The sequence below is a fragment of the Amycolatopsis solani genome (genome assembly GCF_033441515.1).
GTDB classification, from domain to species: domain Bacteria; phylum Actinomycetota; class Actinomycetes; order Mycobacteriales; family Pseudonocardiaceae; genus Amycolatopsis; species Amycolatopsis solani.
This window is the reverse complement of record NZ_JAWQJT010000001.1, coordinates 961754-979085: the sequence shown is the minus strand read 5'-3', so window position 1 is coordinate 979085 and position 17332 is coordinate 961754. Positions and strand designations below refer to the sequence as shown.

At 71.9% G+C, this 17332-nt stretch carries 14 protein-coding genes; 10 read left to right on the top strand and 4 right to left on the bottom strand.

The genetic code is table 11. The annotated features are described in order from the left end of the window. Positions 1-969, top strand: a complete 969-nt coding sequence (locus SD460_RS04995; RefSeq protein ID WP_290058179.1) for a lysylphosphatidylglycerol synthase transmembrane domain-containing protein — start codon at positions 1-3, stop codon at positions 967-969. A gap of 591 nt (positions 970-1560) precedes the next feature. Here the strand turns inward: SD460_RS04995 and SD460_RS04990 are convergent. Next, on the bottom strand, positions 1561-3459 hold the full coding sequence (locus tag SD460_RS04990; RefSeq protein ID WP_318305951.1) for a DUF6541 family protein: 1899 nt from the start codon (positions 3457-3459) through the stop codon (positions 1561-1563). Positions 3460-3686: 227 nt separating this feature from the next. Between SD460_RS04990 and SD460_RS04985 the strand changes: the two genes are divergently transcribed. Genes SD460_RS04985 through SD460_RS04975 form a run of 3 tightly spaced genes read left to right on the top strand, consistent with a single transcriptional unit; the run spans position 3687 to position 7525 of the window. Beyond that, the gene (locus SD460_RS04985) at positions 3687-5345 is read left to right on the top strand and encodes a DUF8728 domain-containing protein (protein ID WP_290058177.1); all 1659 of its coding nucleotides are present in this window, start codon (positions 3687-3689) and stop codon (positions 5343-5345) included. After that, positions 5342-6787 carry a glycan biosynthesis hexose transferase WsfD gene (gene wsfD, locus SD460_RS04980; RefSeq protein ID WP_290058176.1) on the top strand — a complete coding sequence of 482 codons (1446 nt, stop codon included), beginning with the start codon at positions 5342-5344 and terminating at the stop codon, positions 6785-6787. The genes SD460_RS04985 and wsfD overlap by 4 nt, the downstream gene beginning before the upstream one ends. A 9-nt stretch (positions 6788-6796) precedes the next feature. Next, positions 6797-7525, top strand: coding sequence for a lysophospholipid acyltransferase family protein (locus SD460_RS04975; protein ID WP_290058175.1), 729 nt, complete (start codon positions 6797-6799; stop codon positions 7523-7525). On the opposite strand, the gene SD460_RS04970 is transcribed toward SD460_RS04975, so the two are convergent. Then, on the bottom strand, positions 7522-8322 hold the full coding sequence (locus SD460_RS04970; protein WP_290058189.1) for an HAD family hydrolase: 801 nt from the start codon (positions 8320-8322) through the stop codon (positions 7522-7524). The genes SD460_RS04975 and SD460_RS04970 overlap by 4 nt on opposite strands. Positions 8323-8418: 96 nt before the next feature. Here SD460_RS04970 and SD460_RS04965 point away from each other — a divergent pair, with 96 nt between their 5' ends. After that, positions 8419-9300, top strand: a complete 882-nt coding sequence (locus SD460_RS04965; RefSeq protein ID WP_290058174.1) for an LLM class flavin-dependent oxidoreductase — start codon at positions 8419-8421, stop codon at positions 9298-9300. Between the two features lie 139 nt (positions 9301-9439). Here the strand turns inward: SD460_RS04965 and SD460_RS04960 are convergent, their stop codons facing one another. Further along, positions 9440-11449 carry a DUF6541 family protein gene (locus SD460_RS04960; protein WP_290058173.1) on the bottom strand — a complete coding sequence of 670 codons (2010 nt, stop codon included), beginning with the start codon at positions 11447-11449 and terminating at the stop codon, positions 9440-9442. A 79-nt stretch (positions 11450-11528) separates the two neighbouring features. On the opposite strand from SD460_RS04960, the gene glf reads away from it, so the two are divergent. From glf to SD460_RS04935, 5 genes are all read left to right on the top strand, one after another. Further along, positions 11529-12752: a UDP-galactopyranose mutase gene (gene glf, locus SD460_RS04955; RefSeq protein WP_290058172.1), complete on the top strand. Its 1224-nt coding sequence runs from the start codon at positions 11529-11531 to the stop codon at positions 12750-12752. Further along, positions 12745-13263, top strand: coding sequence for a phosphatase PAP2 family protein (locus SD460_RS04950; protein ID WP_290058171.1), 519 nt, complete (start codon positions 12745-12747; stop codon positions 13261-13263). The genes glf and SD460_RS04950 overlap by 8 nt, the downstream gene beginning before the upstream one ends. Continuing rightward, positions 13260-14246, top strand: a complete 987-nt coding sequence (locus tag SD460_RS04945; protein ID WP_290058170.1) for a decaprenyl-phosphate phosphoribosyltransferase — start codon at positions 13260-13262, stop codon at positions 14244-14246. Before SD460_RS04950 ends, SD460_RS04945 begins: the two co-directional genes overlap by 4 nt. A gap of 113 nt (positions 14247-14359) precedes the next feature. Next, on the top strand, positions 14360-15094 hold the full coding sequence (locus tag SD460_RS04940) for a hypothetical protein (RefSeq protein WP_318305950.1): 735 nt from the start codon (positions 14360-14362) through the stop codon (positions 15092-15094). Positions 15095-15174: 80 nt separating this feature from the next. Further along, positions 15175-16692 carry a hypothetical protein gene (locus SD460_RS04935; protein WP_290061666.1) on the top strand — a complete coding sequence of 506 codons (1518 nt, stop codon included), beginning with the start codon at positions 15175-15177 and terminating at the stop codon, positions 16690-16692. Here the strand turns inward: SD460_RS04935 and SD460_RS04930 are convergent, their stop codons facing one another. After that, a complete protein-coding gene (locus tag SD460_RS04930) occupies positions 16693-17295 on the bottom strand; it encodes a VC0807 family protein (protein WP_290061665.1) in 603 nt (200 codons plus the stop codon). Positions 17296-17332 lie beyond the last annotated feature (37 nt).

The following is a 17332-nucleotide window of genomic DNA, read 5'->3' as shown; positions in this document are numbered from 1 at the left end:
ATGACGACAGTTGAGGACTTGCCGGCGGCCGGCAAGCCGCCGAAGTCCGCCAAGGCGAAGGTCCTCGACGTCGTCAGATGGGTCGCGATCCTGCTGGTCATCGGCTTCGCGGCCAAGCAGCTCGCTTCGAACTGGGGCGAGTTCTGGCACACCCTGCGTGACGTCGCCTGGCAGTCGTCGCTGCTGAGCCTGCTCGCCCTGGTCGCGGCGATCATGGTCTCGACCTGGGGCTGGCAGGCGATGGTCGACGACCTCGGCAAGCCCATCGGCTACGCCCGCGGCGCCCAGATCTGCCTGGTCGGCTCGCTCGGCAAGTACGTGCCGGGCTCGGTCTGGGCCTACCTGCTGCAGATGGAGCTGGGCCGCAAGGCGGGCCTGGCCAGGGCCCGCATCTTCACCGGCTCCCTGATCCAGCTCGGCGTGGGCGTGGTGTCGGCGCTGGTGGTGTCGCTCCTGGCGGCGCCGGCGGTGTTCAGCAACAGCCCGCGCGCGCTGTGGCTGTTCGTGCTCATCCCGGTCGGCCTGGCGATGCTGCACCCGAAGATCCTGACCTGGGGCACCTCGCTGGTGCTGCGCATCCTCCGCCGCCCGCCGCTCGCCCACCCCCTGGGCTGGCGGGTGGTCGGCAAGGTCTTCGGCGCCTCGACGGCGGCGTGGTGCCTGCAGGGCATCCACCTCTGGCTGCTGGCCAACTCGGTGGGCACCCCGGGCTTCAGCGGCTTCGTGCTCTGCGTGGGCGCGATGGCCGTGGCGATGACGGTGGGCACGTTCGCGTTCATCCTGCCCAGCGGCGTGGGCGTCCGCGAGGTGGCCCAGGTCGCGGTCCTGACGGCGAGCGGCCTGACGGTCGGCCAGGCGACGGCGTTCGCGGTGGCCTCCCGCGTGATGTTCACGGTGGCCGACCTCCTGACGGCGGGCATCGCCGCGGTGGCGGCCCGCTCGACCCGCCCGGTCACGACCGCCGCCTGATCCAAGTTGCCCCCAGGTTGTCCACAGGGCTTACGCACATGTGGACAACTCGGCCTGGCCGTCCCGATCCGGTCCGAGCGCCTGGTGCTCCGCGAGTCCGAGATACGGGATCGGCGGCGTTCGAGCGGTTCGCCTCGCTGGAGCTGGCCCACGTGTCGTGAATGACCCTTTCACCTCGCCGGACGCCAGGGCACCGGCAAAGTCGAGGACGGCGCGGCCGGTTCGGCGGCCGACGGCGCAGCGGACGGGCAGCAGCGGACGGGCGGCGGATGCGCCCCAATGTGGCCTTCGGTGCGTCTGACGCACCGAAGCCCACATTGGGTGCACACGGACTCGCAACCCCACATCCGGCGACACGAATCCGGCAGGCCCCGGCCACCGCGAATGGTGCCAGGTCGGCCCGGTAGTTCGCCGTGATCCTGAGCCCGAGATGTCATGAACGACCTGTTCACCGCGCCGGGCGCCAGAGTTCCGGCTAAGTCGGGGGCGGCGTGGCCGGTCGTAGCCTCGGCGGGTTCGCAACTACTGCGGCGTTCGCCGGTCACCGTGGGACGGGCTGGTTCGACGGCGCACGTCCCGACGAGCCGGTGATCAAGCCACCAGCCGGTAGATGACCGCGTCCGCGTTGCGGAAAGCCTCCTGCAAGAACGGCGCGCCCGCCAATCCGAGCAACCCCGGCTGATAAGGCTTTCCGGGTTCGGTCGACGGTTTGCCCAGAATCACCCAATGGATGTTCAACCGCCGGACCGCGGCGCGCACGTCGGGGTCGGTCGGGTAATCGTGAAAGCGGTCCGCCAGCAACTGCGCGTCCTTCGGTGGCAAAGTTTCGTCGAAATGCCCGGCGACCGTGCGAATACCCGACAATGCATAAGTCCACGCCGTTCCGTCGAAACGGTCGTTCATCGCCCACTCGCCCGGGCGCGCGAGCCGGCCGAGCTCCCCCATAGCGGCGATCTCGCCGGGGGTCGTGCGCAGCTTCGCCGGGTCCGCCGCCTGGTAGCCGGTGTACACGCGGTCGCCGTTGGAGCGGACGTACAGGCCGTTCGACAGCAGCACGAACCCCAGCAGCACCACCGCCGCGACGGCGGCCGCGGGGATCCGGGCCGGGAGCCGGTCGCGCAGCCAGGCCTGCGTCGACGCCAGGCCGTGCGCGGCCAGGACGGACAGCGGGATCGCCGCCATCGAGAAGAAGCGGTACGGGTCGTCCCACCACGGCCGCGACAGCGCCATCACGAGCGGGGCGTTCGACGACGCCACCGCGATGTACGCCAGGCCGGTCACCGCCGCCGTCAGACCGATCCAGCGCAGCGCGCCGGCCCGCGCGAAGAACACGATGCCCAGGAACAACGCCACCGACAGCCACACCTGCGGGTGCGGCTCGAAGTGCTGGAACCCCAGCAACGCTCCCAGCGCCGTCGAGGCGCGGTACTCGCTCGGCCAGCCGTAGTACGGCACCGCGCCCGTCGCCAGGCCCAGCGCGCCGGACAGTTGCAGCCACGCCACCACCAGCGACGCGACCGCGATCGGCAGCAGCGCGAGCAGGTCGCGGCCGAGCCGCCGCCACCGCGACGGCTCGCCCGTCAGCCAGCGCTGCACCAGCAGCGGCCCGGCGAACAGGATGCCGCCGAACAACGTCGACGAGTGGACGCACAGCAGGCCCACCGCGGCCAGCACCAGCACCAGGCCGGTGTCCGGCGCGGGCCGCTCCAGGTAGCGGTGCAGCGCGACCGCGGCGAGCGGCGTCAGGGCCACCCCCAGCGCGAACGGCAGCAGCGGGCCGCGATCCATCGACTCGTACACGCCCATCACCGGCGCCACCGCCGTCAGCGCCACCGCGCCGGCCAGCACCGCGCGGCCGCGGAACTCGCGCACCAGCGTGACCAGCGACAACGCGAGCAAGCCCGGCAGGAGCACGGTGTTCGCGTCCAGTGTCTCCGGGATCGACGCCCCGCTCAGCCGGTACGTCACCGAGGCCAGCAGGTGGTAGCCGTTCGGGTAGAACACCGGCGCCGCGTCGCCGTACCAGTTCATCTGGCTGGTGCCGAACAGGCCGCCGTCGCCGGTGTCGGCGATGTAGCGGACCGCGTTGCCGTGGTAGACCGCGTCGAACCCCTGCGGCAGCGCGCCCAGCCGTCCCATCCCGAGCAGGGCCGCGGTCAGGCCGGTGGCGGCCGCGACGAGCAGGCACGCCACCACCGCGAGGTGCCCGCGGCGTGCCCACACCCCGGGCTCCGGCTCCGGCGGGCGGCGGCGCACCGCCAGTTTCCGGGCCCCGAACGCGATCGCCGCGAACACGACCGCCGCCGCGGCGTACGTCCACGCGTTGAACGGTAACCCCAGCGCGGCGGTCCACGGCCCGGCCAGCCCGCCGATCGCGTAGCTCAGCAACGGCGCCAGGCCGGCGAGCGCCCAGCCGCGCAAACCCGCGGCGAGACCGGTCAGCAGACCGGGAACGGCTAGGACGACAATGGCGGCGCTGACGGAAAGCACGCGTGAGACTAAGCCGCGGAAGATCGGTCCGTTGGCGCGGGGTGAGGCCACGGATCGGGCAATTCCGCGACGTCACTTGGGGCGTCGCGATCGCCACTCGATCGGGTTATATTGAGGGAGACATTTTCCTGATTGACTAACGCGCGGTAAGCGAACTTCGGTTTTTTCGGGTGCGAGGGACAACTCGAAGAAAACGCGGGCGCGGGGGACGACGTGAGGGGGCCGGGGTGGTCTACGCGGTCGTGGTGGCGTGGCTCGTCCTCGCCGCGATCGTCGTCGTGTCCTGGACCCGCCTCGACGCCGAACGCGGCTGGCGCGGCACGGTCCTCACGCTCACCCTCGGCCTCTCGCTGCTCCACCAGCTGCTGTTCGCGACCGTCACCGAGGACGCGCTGGTGTCGTTCCGGTACGCGCAGAACATCGCCGACGGCAACGGGCCCGTCTTCAACCCCGGTGAGCGCGTCGAGGGCTACACGAACTTCTTCTGGCTGGTGCTGATCGCCCTGCCGCGCGCCGCGTTCGGCGCCGACGTCGACACCACCGCCGTCGTGTTCGGGGTCGTCTCCGTGCTCGGCTGCGTGCTGCTGGCCTACTTCCTGGTCAACCGGATCGTCGCCGCGGCCACCCCCGAGGGCACCGAGCCGCGTGCCGCGATCGGCGTCGCCGCGGCGGTGCTCACGGCGAGCGCGGGCGGCCTGGCCGTCTACGGGCCGTCGGGTTCCGAGGTGCCGCTGTTCGTCCTGCTCGTCCTCGCCGTCGGCTACTCGCTCGCGGCCCGGCGCCCGGTGGTCGCCGGGGTGCTCGTCGCCTTCGCCGTGATGACCAGCCCGGAAGGGCTCGTCGTGGGCGTGCTGGGCGGTCTGTGGCTGGCCGGCGCCGCCGTGAAGAAGCAGCACAGCTGGTGGGCGCCGGTCGGCTACCTGCTGGGCGCGCTGGTGTTCCTGATCCCGCGGCTGGCCTGGCGGATGACGTTCTACCAGCACTACCTGCCCGCGCCGCTGGCCGCGAAGCTCGGCGCCGGGGCCGGCGTGCAGGTCGCCACCGGCTGGCCGTACCTGTCCGGGTTCGCGCTCGCGCACCAGGGCTTCCTGCTGCTCGGGCTGGTCGCCGCGGTCGCGCTCGTGCTGCGGCGCGGTGCGGCGGGCGAGGCCAGGGCCCTGATCTGGCTGCTGTTCGCCACGGCGATCGGGCTCGCGGCCGCCGCGGTGCTGATAGGCGGCGACCCCGGCCCGTCGTGGCGGCTGCTGGCCCCGCTGCCGCCGCTGCTCGCCGTCGCTTCGGTCGCGGCGTACGGCGTGCTGACCGCGGACGCGGCGGCCAAGCCGTCGCCGTCGCCGAGGTCGTGGCCCGTCTCGACGCGGCTGGTGCCGGTGACCGCCTGCGGGCTGGCCGGGATCGCGGTGCTCGTGTCGGTGTTCAGCCCCGAGATGCTCGACCGCGTGCGCGACTGGCGTGCGAACGGCACCCAGCTCGCCGAGATCGGCGACTGGCTCGGCGAGTACCTGCCGCCGGGGTCCGTGGTCAGCGGCGCCGCGCCCGGCGCGCTCGCCGTCCACGGCGGCCAGCTGCTCATCGTCGACGTCCTCGGCCGCACCGACGACCACATCGCCCGCGAAGGACGCCACCAAGGCGGCGTCTCGACCGACTACGACTACGTCGTCAACGGCCGCCGCCCGACCGTCGCCGTGCCGGGCGACGGCGGCTACGCCGACCGCCAGCACTGCGCCATCGACCCGGTCTACGCGGGCCAGTACGAGGTCGCGACCTTCCGCCGCGTCGGCACGCCGTACTGGGTCGCGGTGTACCCGCGCACGGAACAGGCGAAGGCCGTGGTCGCCGACCTCGACAAGGGCCCGGACTTCCGCTACGTACCCTGTCCTTCGTGAAGCTCGAGGCCCCGGAACGGCGGCTGCCCGCCGAGGCGCGGCTCGGGATCGGGGTGTTCGGCGCGTCGCTCGCCCTGCTCGTGGTGCGGTTCCTGGTGCCGCGCCCGATCGCGATGTCCAACAACGGCGACGGCGGCCGCGTGCTGTGCGGCGCCGGGATCACCTGGAAGGGCCTGCCCGAGCCGTTCGTCCACCTCGCCTACACGCCCGCGCCGGGGACGCCGCCGTGCCGGCCGACGTACCTGCTCACGCAGAGCTGGCTCGCGGACCTGGCGGTCCGGATCGGCGGGCTGATCGGCCTCCACGGCACGTTGAGCCTGGTGGTGCTGGGCCTGCTGAGCAGCGTCGTCGCCGCGGCCGCCGTGACGGCGATCGTGCTCGGCCTGCCGTACGCGCGGCGCGTGCGGCTCGCGGTGGCGGCCGGGCTGCTGCTGGTCGTCGCCGACTCGGCGTTCTTCGGGTACTTCGCGGCGATCCTCGGCGAGGGTGCGGCCTTCCTCGGCCTGCTGCTCGCCGTCGGCGGCCTGCTGCTGACCGCGCGCGAGGGCCGGTGGAGCCACGCGGGCATGGCGGTCACGTTCGCCGGCGGCGTCCTGGTGGTCAACGCCAAGGTCCAGACGCTGATCATCCTGCCGATCCTCGCGCTCGCGGTGCTGCTGGTCCGGCCGGGCACGCTGCGCGGGGCCAAGCGGTGGGCGTCGGCGGTGCTGGTCATCGGCGCGATCGGGGTCGTCACGCTGTCGGCGCAGCAGAGCGTCGAACCCGCGCTCGCCCCCGACGGGACGTACAGCGAGTTCCCCGGGGACGACTCGCGCGAAATCAACATGTTCAACTCGATCTTCCTGAACATCGTCGACGGCAGGCACGACACCGCGGCCGACCTCGCCGCGCTGGGCCTGCCGCCGTCGTTCGCGCAGTACGCGGGCAACGGCTGGTGGCACCCGCACCCGGCCCGGATCGACCCGCTCTACCCGCGCTACCGCGAGCTGATGAGCCGTCCGAACGTCCTCGCCTACTTCGCGACCCACCCGGGCCGCACCCTCGAAGTCCTGAACCGGGCCGCGACCGACCAGCTCACCGCGCGGCCGGACTACCTCGGCAGCTTCGACCAGGAGGCCGGCTTCGCGCCGCACGCGCAGGAGCACCGGGTGCCGGTCGTGTCGTGGCTGACCGGCCTGCTCGCCCCGCTCGGGCTGTTCGCTCTGGTGCCGATCTGGCTGTTCGTCCTCGTCCGGGCCTGGTTCCGCCGGCAGAGCGCGATGGGTGTCGTGCCGGCGTTCCTGCTCGCCGTCTCGCTGACGCAGTTCGGCACCGCCGCGCTGGGCGACGGCATCGAGGGCGTCAAGCACCAGTCGGTCGCGTTGTTCGCGCTCCTGCTGGCCGTGGTGCTGGCCGTGTGTCCTTCGCCGCTGAACAGCCGGCCACAACCTACGGTCGCGTAACCTTGCCGGATGGCTGACTTCGTTTACCCGCCCGTGATCGCCGCGGCCCGGACGATGTTCCGGGTTCTCGACAACCGCATCCGGGTCGAGGGCGCGGAGCACATCCCGCGCCGCGGTGGCGCGGTCATCGCGTGCAACCACGTCAGCTACCTGGACTTCATCTTCTGCGGCCTCGGCGCGCGCCCGGCCAAGCGGCTGACGCGGTTCATGGCGAAGAAGGAGATCTTCGACAACAAGATCGCCGGGCCGCTGATGCGCGGGATGCACCACATCTCCGTCGACCGCTCCGCCGGGCTCGCCTCCTACCGCGAAGCGCTCGCGAAGCTGCAGGCCGGCGAGGTCGTGGGGGTCTTCCCGGAGGCGACGATCAGCCGCTCGTTCACCGTCAAGGAGATCAAGTCGGGCGCCGTCCGGATGGCCGCGGCGACCAACGTGCCGGTCGTCCCGATGGCGCTGTGGGGCACCCAGCGGCTCTGGACGAAGGGCCGCCCCAAGGACCTGACCCGCCGCCACGTGCCGATCTCGATCCTCATCGGCGAGCCGCTGCACCCGGCCAAGGGCGACGACTGGGACGTCGTGACGAAGGAGCTGCGCACCCGGATGAGCGCGCTGCTCGACCGCGCCCAGGCCGAGTACCCGGAGCAGCCGGCGTCCGACGAGGAACGCTGGTGGCTCCCCGCCCACCTGGGCGGCACGGCCCCGACCCCGGCCGAAGCGGCCGAGCTGGACAACCGCTAGAACCAGCGCTCCAGGACCTGTGCAACGCCGTCCTCGCCGGCCGGCCCGGTGATCTCGTCGGCCACCGCGAGCACCTGCGGGTGCCCGTTCTCCATTGCGACGCCGTGGCCGGCCCAGCGCAGCATCTCGACGTCGTTGGGCATGTCGCCGAACGCGATCACCCGTTCCGGATCGACGCCCAGGCGCTCGGCGAGGTCGGCCAGGCCGGTCGCCTTCGTGATGCCGTGCGCCGACAGCTCCACCAGGCCGCCCGACGACGAGTACGTGACGTCGACCTCGCGGTCGAACAGCGCGTCGATCGCCTCGGCCATCTCCTCGGACGTCATCCCGCGGTGGCTGACCAGCAGCTTGATCGCCGGTTGCCCGAGCACCTCGGCCCGCGGCCCGGTCCGGCCTTCGCCGTCGCCCCACGGGTTGTGGTAGTCCGGCTCGATCACGAAGTTGCGCATGTCGTGGTCGACCGCGCCGGTGCTGACGCGCTCGCTGGCCAGCCGGCAGCCGGGCAGCGCCTTGTCGAGGGCGTGCGCGATGTCGTGCAGCAACGTGGGCGCGAGCAGGCCGTGCACCTCGAGGATCTCCTCGCGGCCGCAGTCGTAGAGCACCGCGCCGTTCGCGCACACGGCGTAGCCGGTCAGCTCGAGCGGCTTCGCGATCGGAGCGATCCACCGGGGCGGACGGCCACTGGCCAGCACGAACGGCACCCCCGCGTCGACCGCCCGGCGAACGGTCGCGATGGTGCGCGCGCTGAGGCTTTCGGAGGGGCCGAGCAGGGTGCCGTCGACGTCGGACGCGATCAACAGGGGTCTCTCCACCCCGCCATTGTCCCTGACACGTTCGGGTGGCCACGTCCCCGTCCGTGCGACTGTCGGTGGTTACCGCTAGTTTTCGGAGTTGTGCGAGCAGGCATCGTCATTCTTCCGGAAGATCGTTGGTGGGCCGCCGAGCCGAAGTGGCGCGCCGCCGAGGAGTACGGCTTCGACCACGCGTGGACCTACGACCACTTGGGCTGGCGCAACCTCGTCGACGGCCCGTGGTTCTCCGCGGTCCCGACCCTGACCGCGGCGGCGATGGTGACGTCCCGCATCCGCCTCGGCACGTTCGTGGCGTCGCCGGTCGCCCGGCACCCCGTGCCGTTCACGCGCGAACTGATCACCCTCGACGACGTCTCCGACGGCCGCTTCGTCCTCGGCGTCGGCGCGGGCGTCGACCACCTCCACTACGACGGCGCGGTCCTCGCCGCCCCCGAGCTGACGCCGAAACAGCGTGCCGACCGCTTCACCGAGTTCGTCGAGGCGCTCGACGGGCTGCTGATGACCGACAAGTTCGACTTCGACGGCGAGTACTACCGCGCCCGCGAGGCCCGCAACCTGCCCGGCCCGGTCCAGCGCCCCCGCCTGCCGTTCGTCGTCGCGGCGAACGGCCCGCGCACGATGACGCTGGCCGCCCGCTTCGGCGCCGGCTGGGTGACGACGGGCAAGGGCGGCGCGACCGTCGACGAGTGGTGGGCGGGGATCAAGGAGCTCACCGACGTCTTCGACCAGCGGCTCGACGCCGTCGGCCGCGACCGCGCGAGCGTCCAGCGGCACCTGAGCTTGGACTCGTCCCCGGTGTTCTCGCTGAGCAGCGTGGAGGCGTTCCGCGACGCGGTGGGCCGGGCGCGGGAGCTGGGCTTCACGGACGTGATCTCGCACTGGCCGAGGTCGTCGACGCCGTACGAGGGCCGCGAGGCGGTCCTGGAGCAGGTCGCGAGCGAGGTCCTGCCCGAGCTGCACTAGGCCGAACGGGTGACATCCGGGCCACCGGGAAACCGATTGCCGCCCCTCAGGCGTCCTTCCCTGCAGACGTCCGAGATCACCCCGGGGGTTCGGGGGCCCTCGTGGCCGCGGCTTGGGGCGCCGCGGCCACGAGGGCGTTCTACTTCACGATCCGGTAGATCACGGCGCCCGGGTTGCGGTACACCGGCTGCACGAAGTCGTGCCCGTCCAGGTGCTGCAGGCCCCGCGCGATCGGGGTGTCGCGGCGGATGGTGCCGCTGCCCACCAGCACGTAGTGGATGTTCAGCCGGCGGACCGCCGCGCGCACCTCCGGGTCGCTGTCGAAGTCCGCGAAGTGCTGGGCCAGGTACACCGCGTCCTTGGGGGCGACGCCGGCGTCGTAGTGGCCGGCCACCGGGTGCACGCCGGTCAGCGCGTACATCCAGGCCGTGCCGTCGAGGCGGTCGTTGAGCACCTTCTGGTCGGCCGGGATGCCGAGCGTGCCCAGCTTCTCCATCGCCTCGATCTCGTCCGCGCTCACCGGCGGGACCACCTCGCCGGGCAGGCCGTTGTAGTAGAGCAGCGACACCGTCTTGGCGTTGGCCGCGCGGTAGAACCCGCCGGTCAGGACGCCCATCGCGACGACCAGCAGCACCGCCGACGCCAGCCCGACGCGGCCGGTCAGCCACGGCCGCGCCCGCACCCACGCGCGGCTTCCGGCGGCCTTCGCCAGCCACCGCTGGGTCTCGCTCATGCCGTGCGCGGCGAGCAGGCACAGCGGGATCGCGGCCAGCGCCATCAGCCGGAACCGGTCGTTCCACCAGGGGCGCGACAGGCTGATCACCCAGTCTTCGCCGCCGAAGCAGGCGACGACCACGAACAGCGCGGACAGCCCGAGCGTCGAGAGCACGAGCCAGCGCATCCGGCGCAGCGCGCCCAGCGTCAGCACGCCGATCGCGAGGAACACCGTCAGCCAGATCTGCGGGACCGGCAGCACCTGCTTGAACGTCGCCAGCATGGCCAGCGCCTTCCACACCGGCATGTGCGAGCCCCACGCGTGGTACGGGTACGACCCGGCCGTGAACGTGATCGCGCCGAGGATCATCGGCGCGGACAGCAGCCCGGCCACGACCATCACCGGCACCATCCGCAGCACGTCGCCGCCGATGACCCGCCACGCCCGCCGTCCCTCGGGGACGCCGTCGGCGCGGCGGCCGCGCAGCGCGCGGTACCAGCGCTGCACGACCAGCGGGAACGCGAAGAGGATCGCCCCGAACAACGCGCTCGAGTGCGCGGCGAGCAGGCCGGCCGCGCTCAGTGCCAGCACCGCGCCGGTGTCGACGCCCGGGCGCACGACGAACCGCTGCAGCGCGACCACCGCCAGCGGCGTCAGCACGATGCCGAGCGCGAACGGCAGCAGCCCGCTCGACACCGACTCGTACGCCCCGGTCGTCGCGCCGCCCGCGACCAGCGCGGCGCTGCCGGCGAACACCGCGCGGCCGCCGAGCTGGCGCACCAGCGCGACGAACGCCAGCGCGAACAGCCCGGCGATCGGCATCGTCACGGCGTTGAGCGTGACCGGGATCGACGTCCCGGACAGCTGGTAGACCAGCGCGCCGACCAGGTGGTACGCGTTCGGGTAGAAGGAGCCGTCGGGGTACCAGTTGATCGTGCCCATGCCGGTCAGCGAGCCGTCGCCGGTCTCCGCGATGTAGCGGATGCCGTTCGCGTGGAACACGGTGTCCCAGCGCTGGAACACCGCGGTCGTCCCGCCGCGGCCGGAGACCACGACGGCGATCGAGACGGCGGTCGCGATCGCGACGCAGGCGCCGACGGCCAGGTGCGCGCGGCGCGTCCACGGCACCGACGGCTCCTCGGCGCCCGGCGTCGACCAGCCGCGCGCGGCGAACAGCCGGCGCAGGCCGAAGAGCACGGCGGCGAGCAGCAGGGTGCACGCGGCGACGCTCGGCGGGCCGTACGGGACGTGCGCGATGGCGAGCCACGGACCGGCCAGGCCGGTGATGGCGTAGCTGAGCAGCGGCGCCAGCCCGGCCAAGGCCCAGCCGCGCAGGCCGGCGGCCCACCCGACGACGCCGCCGGGCACCGCCAGCACGGCCAGGTAGGTGGCCACGGCGGTGAAGTAGCTCAGGAAGTCCTCGGGTGCAGGCACTGCTTTCCAGGTGTGTCGTAGGCCGAAATGTGATAGTCGGGTGCGAGCCGGGTCAGCGACCCCCGTACCCTCGACGCCCGTGAGCGCGCACACGAACCCCGCACAGATTACTGAAGACGATTTCGCAGGTTACGACCTCGTCGTCGTCGGGTCCGGTTTCTTCGGCCTGACCGTCGCCGAACGGGCCGCGACGGAGCTGGGCAAGAAGGTCCTCATCCTGGAGCGGCGCAGCCACCTCGGCGGCAACGCGTACTCCGAGGCCGACCCCGAGACCGGGATCGAGGTGCACAAGTACGGCGCGCACCTGTTCCACACCTCGAACAAGCGCGTGTGGGAGTACGTGAACCGCTTCACCGAGTTCACGAACTACCAGCACCGCGTGTTCGCGCGGGTCAAGGACCAGGTCTACTCGTTCCCGATGAACCTGGGCCTGATCAACCAGTTCTTCGGCAAGTCGCACACGCCGGACGAGGCGCGCGAGCTGATCGCGAAGCAGGCGTCCGAGTTCGAGACCTCCGCCGCGCAGAACCTCGAGGAAAAGGCCATCTCGCTGGTCGGCCGTCCCCTCTACGAGGCGTTCATCCGCGGGTACACCGCGAAGCAGTGGGAGAACGACCCCAAGAACCTGGGCGAGAACATCATCACGCGCCTGCCGGTCCGCTACAACTTCGACAACCGGTACTTCAACGACACCTACGAGGGCCTGCCCGTCAACGGGTACACCGCGTGGCTCGAGAAGATGGCCGAGCACGAGAACATCGAGATCCGGCTGAACGTCGACTACTTCGACGTCCGCGAGCACATCCCGGCGGGCACCCCGACCGTCTACACCGGGCCGCTGGACCGCTACTTCGGCTATTCGGCGGGCCGGTTCACCTGGCGCACCGTCGACTTCGAGTCCGAGGTCGCGGAGACCGGCGACTTCCAGGGCACCTCGGTCGTCAACTACAACGACCAGGAAGTGCCCTACACCCGGATCATCGAGTTCCGGCACTTCCACCCGGAGCGCGACTACCCGAAGGACAAGACGGTCATCTTCCGCGAGTTCTCGCGCTTCGCGACCGAGGAAGACGAGCCGTACTACCCGATCAACACGCCGGAGAACCGCGAGAAGCTCGAGGCCTACCGCGAGCTGGCCAAGGTCGAGGCGCGCGAGAAGAACGTGCTGTTCGGCGGCCGCCTCGGCACCTACAAGTACCTCGACATGCACATGGCCATCGGCTCGGCGCTGTCGGCGTTCGACAACAAGATCGCCCCGCACCTGACCGACGGCGCGCCGCTCGACGGGTCCCTCGATGCTTGAGAAGGGGCAGCCCACCGGAGAGGTGGCGGTCCTGGCGAAGGCCCAGGGCTTTCTGAAGAGTGAAGCTTCGGTGAAAGCCGCGCGCGGCATGTCCCACTTCGGTGAGCACGCCATCGGCTGGTTCGGCCTGGGGATTCTCGGTGCCGTGGTCGACAAGAAGCGGCGCAAGGACTGGCTGGTCGCCTCGGCCGGTGTCGTCGGCGCGCACGCCGCGTCCATCGCGGTGAAACGCGTGGTCAGGCGGCCCCGACCGGACCACCCGAGCGTCGAGGTACTGGTCGGCACGCCGAGCAAGCTGAGCTTCCCGTCGTCGCACGCGACGTCCACTACGGCGGCGGCGGTGCTCTACTCCGGATTGACCGGGCGTAACCTGGTGCCCGCCCTGGTACCGCCGATGCTGGCCTCGAGGCTCGTGCTCGGCGTTCACTATCCGACAGACGTTTTGGCCGGTGCAGCTCTCGGGGGGCTCGTCGGTGGTCTGATACGACGGAAGCTGAAGAAGAACCCATGAGCGAAACGACCGAGCAGCGCCCCGGCGAAGAAACGGCCGTGACTCCTGAGGCTCCCGAGACGGTGGAGTCCGCGGAGGCACCGGCGGCGACCGCGACAGGCGGCCGCTTCGGCCTGGTCGGCGGCGTCATCAAGACGGCGCGGCCGCGGCAGTGGGTGAAGAACGTCCTGGTCTTCGCGGCCCCGTTCTTCGCGTTCTCGAAGTCGACCGACCGCACGGGCCTGCTGCTCGACGCGATCGTCGCCTTCGTGGCGTTTTCCCTGGTGGCGAGCTCGGTCTACCTGATCAACGACGCGATCGACGTCGAGGCCGACCGGGCCCACCCGACCAAGCGCAACCGGCCCATCGCGGCCGGCATCGTGCCCGTCCCCGTCGCGTACGGGGCCGCGGTCGTGTTCTTCCTGGCCGGCCTCGGCGTGTCGTTCTTCGCGAGCTGGCAGCTCGCGGTCGTGCTGGCGGTCTACGAAGCCGTCCAGCTCGGCTACTGCTTCGGCCTCAAGCACCAGCCGGTGGTCGACCTGGCCATCGTCGGCTCGGGCTTCCTGATGCGCTCGATCGCCGGCGGTGTCGCGGGCGGCATCGCGCTGTCCCAGTGGTTCCTGCTGGTCACGGCGTTCGGCTCGCTGTTCATGGTGGCCGGCAAGCGCTACGCGGAGATCATGCTGTTCGAGCGGACGGGCGCGAAGATCCGCTCGTCGCTGAAGAAGTATTCGGCCAGCTACCTGCGGTTCGTGTGGGCGACCTCGGCGGCGATCCTGATCATGTCGTACTGCCTCTGGGCGTTCGAGATCCGCCAGACCGAGCACAACTCGGTGTGGGCGCTCATCTCGATGGTCCCGTTCGTGGTGGCGGTCCTGCGCTACGCGGTCGACGTCGACGGCGGCATCGCGGGCGAGCCCGAGGAGATCGCGCTCAAGGACCGCATCCTGCAGGTCCTCGGCGCGACCTGGGTGGTCACGCTGTTCCTGTCGTTCTACCTGTGAGTCCGGTTCATGGCGGATCGACAGGTTCGTTTCAGGTGACGCACAGCTGACCGGCGCACCCTGAGGTGGTGGGGGCGGGCAGTGCGCCCGTCCCCGTGACCACAGGAGCGACGATGACCGACCAGCCGCGCGAGGAGAAGGCCCCGCAAGGAGCCGACCAGCCCACCGTCGAGCAGCCGACCACCCCGCCGGCGGCCGACCCCACCCAGCCCGCCGCCACCCCGGCGGCCGAGAGTGGCACCGCGCAGGTTCCACCCGCCGCCCCGGCCGACCAGACCGCGGTGCTCGGCCAGCAGCCCCCGGCCGCCGCCGCTTCGGCGCCCGGCCAGCAGGCCCCGGCCGCGCCGGGTGAGCCCGCCGCGCCGGCGCCGGCCCAGTCCGCCGCGACCCCAGCCGAGGGCGGCACCACGCCGGCCGACCAGACCGCGGTGCTCGGCCAGCAGCCCCCACCCGCCGCCGGGCCGGGGCCGCAGGCGCAGCCCCTGCCCACCGCGGCGTCCCAGCAGGCCCCGCCCACCCCTCAGCTCTCGCAGCCCGGCCCCGGCCAGACCTACGGCGCCTACGGCCCGCCCCAGGCCGCCCCACGGCAGCAAGGCGGCTTCCGGCGGTTCGTCGGCCACCGGGCCACCCAGCTCGTCGCCGTCGGGGTGCTCGGGCTGCTGGTCGGCGGCGGCATCGTCGGCGGGATCGCCGCCGCGAGCCACCACGGCCCTCGCGACGGCCGCCCCGGCATCCACCGCCAGTACAACGGTCCCGGGGGCAACCACGACGGCCGCGGTCCGGGCTTCCACGGCGGCGGCCAAGGCCAGGGCAACAACTCCGGCCAAAGCAGCGGCGACGGGATCTGACCCACCGGGGCACTGTGGCCTGCGCCACCCACTCCCCACTCAGATCACGGAAGCATCACGAACCGGGTACGGTGTTCGTGATGCGAAGCGCCTCCGCAGAACTCCCCAAGGTCGCCCGTGCGCTGCCGGCGGCCCTGCCCGCTGCCCGTCCGTGGGCCCTCCCGGCGGGCGCCGCGGCGGCGTCCGCGCTGGTGTTCGCCCTGGTCAGCAGGCATCTCATCGATGACACCTACATCACGCTGTCCTACGCGAAGAACCTCGCCTTCCACGCCCACTGGGGCCTGATCGAGCAGGGGACGGCGAACACCGCGACGTCCCCGCTGAACGTCCTGGCCCTCGGCGCGGTCACGTTCGTCGTCCGCGACGCGATCGTCGCCGCGGGGATCGTGTTCGTCGTCGCGCAGGTGCTGCTCGTGCTGGGCCTGCGCCGGCTCGGCGAGCGCACCGGGCTGCCGGCCGCGTTCGCGCCGCTGACGTTCGCGTTGCTGCTGGTCAACCCGCTGCTGCTGTCGTCGATCGGGCTGGAGGTCGCGCTCGGCGCCACCGGCGTCGTCTGGGTGCTCGTCCACGCCGGCGAGCGCCACGCGGGCCGGCTGGGCGTCGTGATCGGGCTGCTCGCGCTCGTCCGGATCGACCTGCTGCTGATCGCGGCAGTGCTGTTCGCGGCCCGCCGGGACTTCTGGGTGGGCATCTGGCGGACGGCGTTCTCGGCGCTCGCCGTGATGCTCCCGTGGTTCGGCTTCAGCTGGCTGGTGCTCGGCTCGGCCGTGCCGGACACGCTCGTCATCAAGATCAGCCAGCAGTCGTGGGGACCGTTCAGCTTCACCAACGGCCCGCTGCTCTACTGGCGCAACTTCCCGATGGCGGCCACGCTCTCGTTCCTGCCGCTGCTGCTCGGCGGCGTGGCGGGGGTGGCTTGGGTCGTCCTGTACCGCCGCGGCTCCGAGACCGCCCGCCGCCTGACGCCGTTCGCCGCGCTCGCCGTCGCGGGCGCCCTGCACTACGTCGCCTACAGCCGCCTCGGCGTGCCGCCGTACCACTGGTACTACGCGCCCAGCATCATCGGCGCGACGATCTTCCTCGCCGCGTGCGCCTCAGCCGTCCCGGAGCGGGTGCGCCGCGGGACGTGGACGGCCGCCGCCGCGGTGGTCGCGGCCGGCGTCGCCGTGTACGCGATGCCCGGCCTGCCGCGCCAGTTCGCGCCGATCACCAGCAACCACGCGTCGACGACGGAGTACCGCGAGATCGGCCAGGAACTGGCGGCGCTCGCGCACGGCCGCAAGGTCGAGACGGCGGGCGAGGTCGGCGCGCTGGCCTACGCGTGCGACTGCGAACTGGTCGACGAGTTCTCCGACCGCGGCGCGGTCGACCCGGCGATCACCGCGACGAAGCTCCGCAGCGGCGACATCGGCCGGGCGCTGCTGGAAGCCAACTTCCACAACTTCGACCACAGCGTCGCGCCGATCAGCCCGGACCTGGTCCTGGCCACGACCCGCCGCACGCCACCGCCGGCGGCGCTGGCGAGCTGGCGGATCGACTCGCCGTGGATGGGCAGCCAGAACCTGTACCTGGTGCCCGCCCACGCCGTCGGGGGCTGATCAGCGCCAGGCGAACATCCGGCGCCGCGTGAACTTCACACCGCCGACGACGCACAAGACGGTCAGCGCGGACTCGAGGACCGGCACGACGTCCACGGGCAGCGTGAACGCCATCACGAAAACGGTGCCGGCCAGCAGGACGCACCCGGCGCCCCACCACAGCGTCGCCGAACGCCACCGCTGCCGGAACGGCGCGGAGACGCCCCAAAGCCGCTCGAGGTCATCGGCACGGGCCGGCTGGAGGGCGCAGACCGCCCGGAAGAGCAGCGGCCGCTGCCCGGCGAGCAGGCTCCCCAGCAGCACCAAGCCCAGCGGCAGCGTGAGCCAGGCGCCGCGGACGAGCAGCAGCCGCGGATCGCCGGAAAACACCGCCACCGCGCTGTTGACCAGCAGCACGGCCAGCACGAACGCGCTGACCGGGTCGATCCGCCGGTGCCGCGCCAGGACGTACCCGGTCCGCAGCACCGGCACCACGGCGCCGGCCAGCAGGGCCCACAACGCGTCGACGTCGAGGGCGCGCAGGACGTAGTACAGGGCCATCGGGAGAGCGATGTCGCGGAGCAGCATCGTGAGCCCGGCGCGTTCGCTCGTCGTAGTCGTCATGGTGACAGTCTGTTTCGGCTGGCTGACGACCACATCG

Excerpts from the sequence above, each read along its gene's own strand:
- SD460_RS04995 (WP_290058179.1), top strand. The coding sequence starts at position 1 with ATGACGACAGTTGAGGACTTGCCGGCGGCCGGCAAGCCGCCGAAGTCC.
- SD460_RS04975 (WP_290058175.1), top strand. The coding sequence starts at position 6,797 with ATGGCTGACTTCGTTTACCCGCCCGTGATCGCCGCGGCCCGGACGATG.
- SD460_RS04950 (WP_290058171.1), top strand. The coding sequence starts at position 12,745 with ATGCTTGAGAAGGGGCAGCCCACCGGAGAGGTGGCGGTCCTGGCGAAG.
- SD460_RS04945 (WP_290058170.1), top strand. The coding sequence starts at position 13,260 with ATGAGCGAAACGACCGAGCAGCGCCCCGGCGAAGAAACGGCCGTGACT.
- SD460_RS04940 (WP_318305950.1), top strand. The coding sequence starts at position 14,360 with ATGACCGACCAGCCGCGCGAGGAGAAGGCCCCGCAAGGAGCCGACCAG.
- SD460_RS04935 (WP_290061666.1), top strand. The coding sequence starts at position 15,175 with ATGCGAAGCGCCTCCGCAGAACTCCCCAAGGTCGCCCGTGCGCTGCCG.
- SD460_RS04930 (WP_290061665.1), bottom strand. The coding sequence starts at position 17,295 with ATGACGACTACGACGAGCGAACGCGCCGGGCTCACGATGCTGCTCCGC.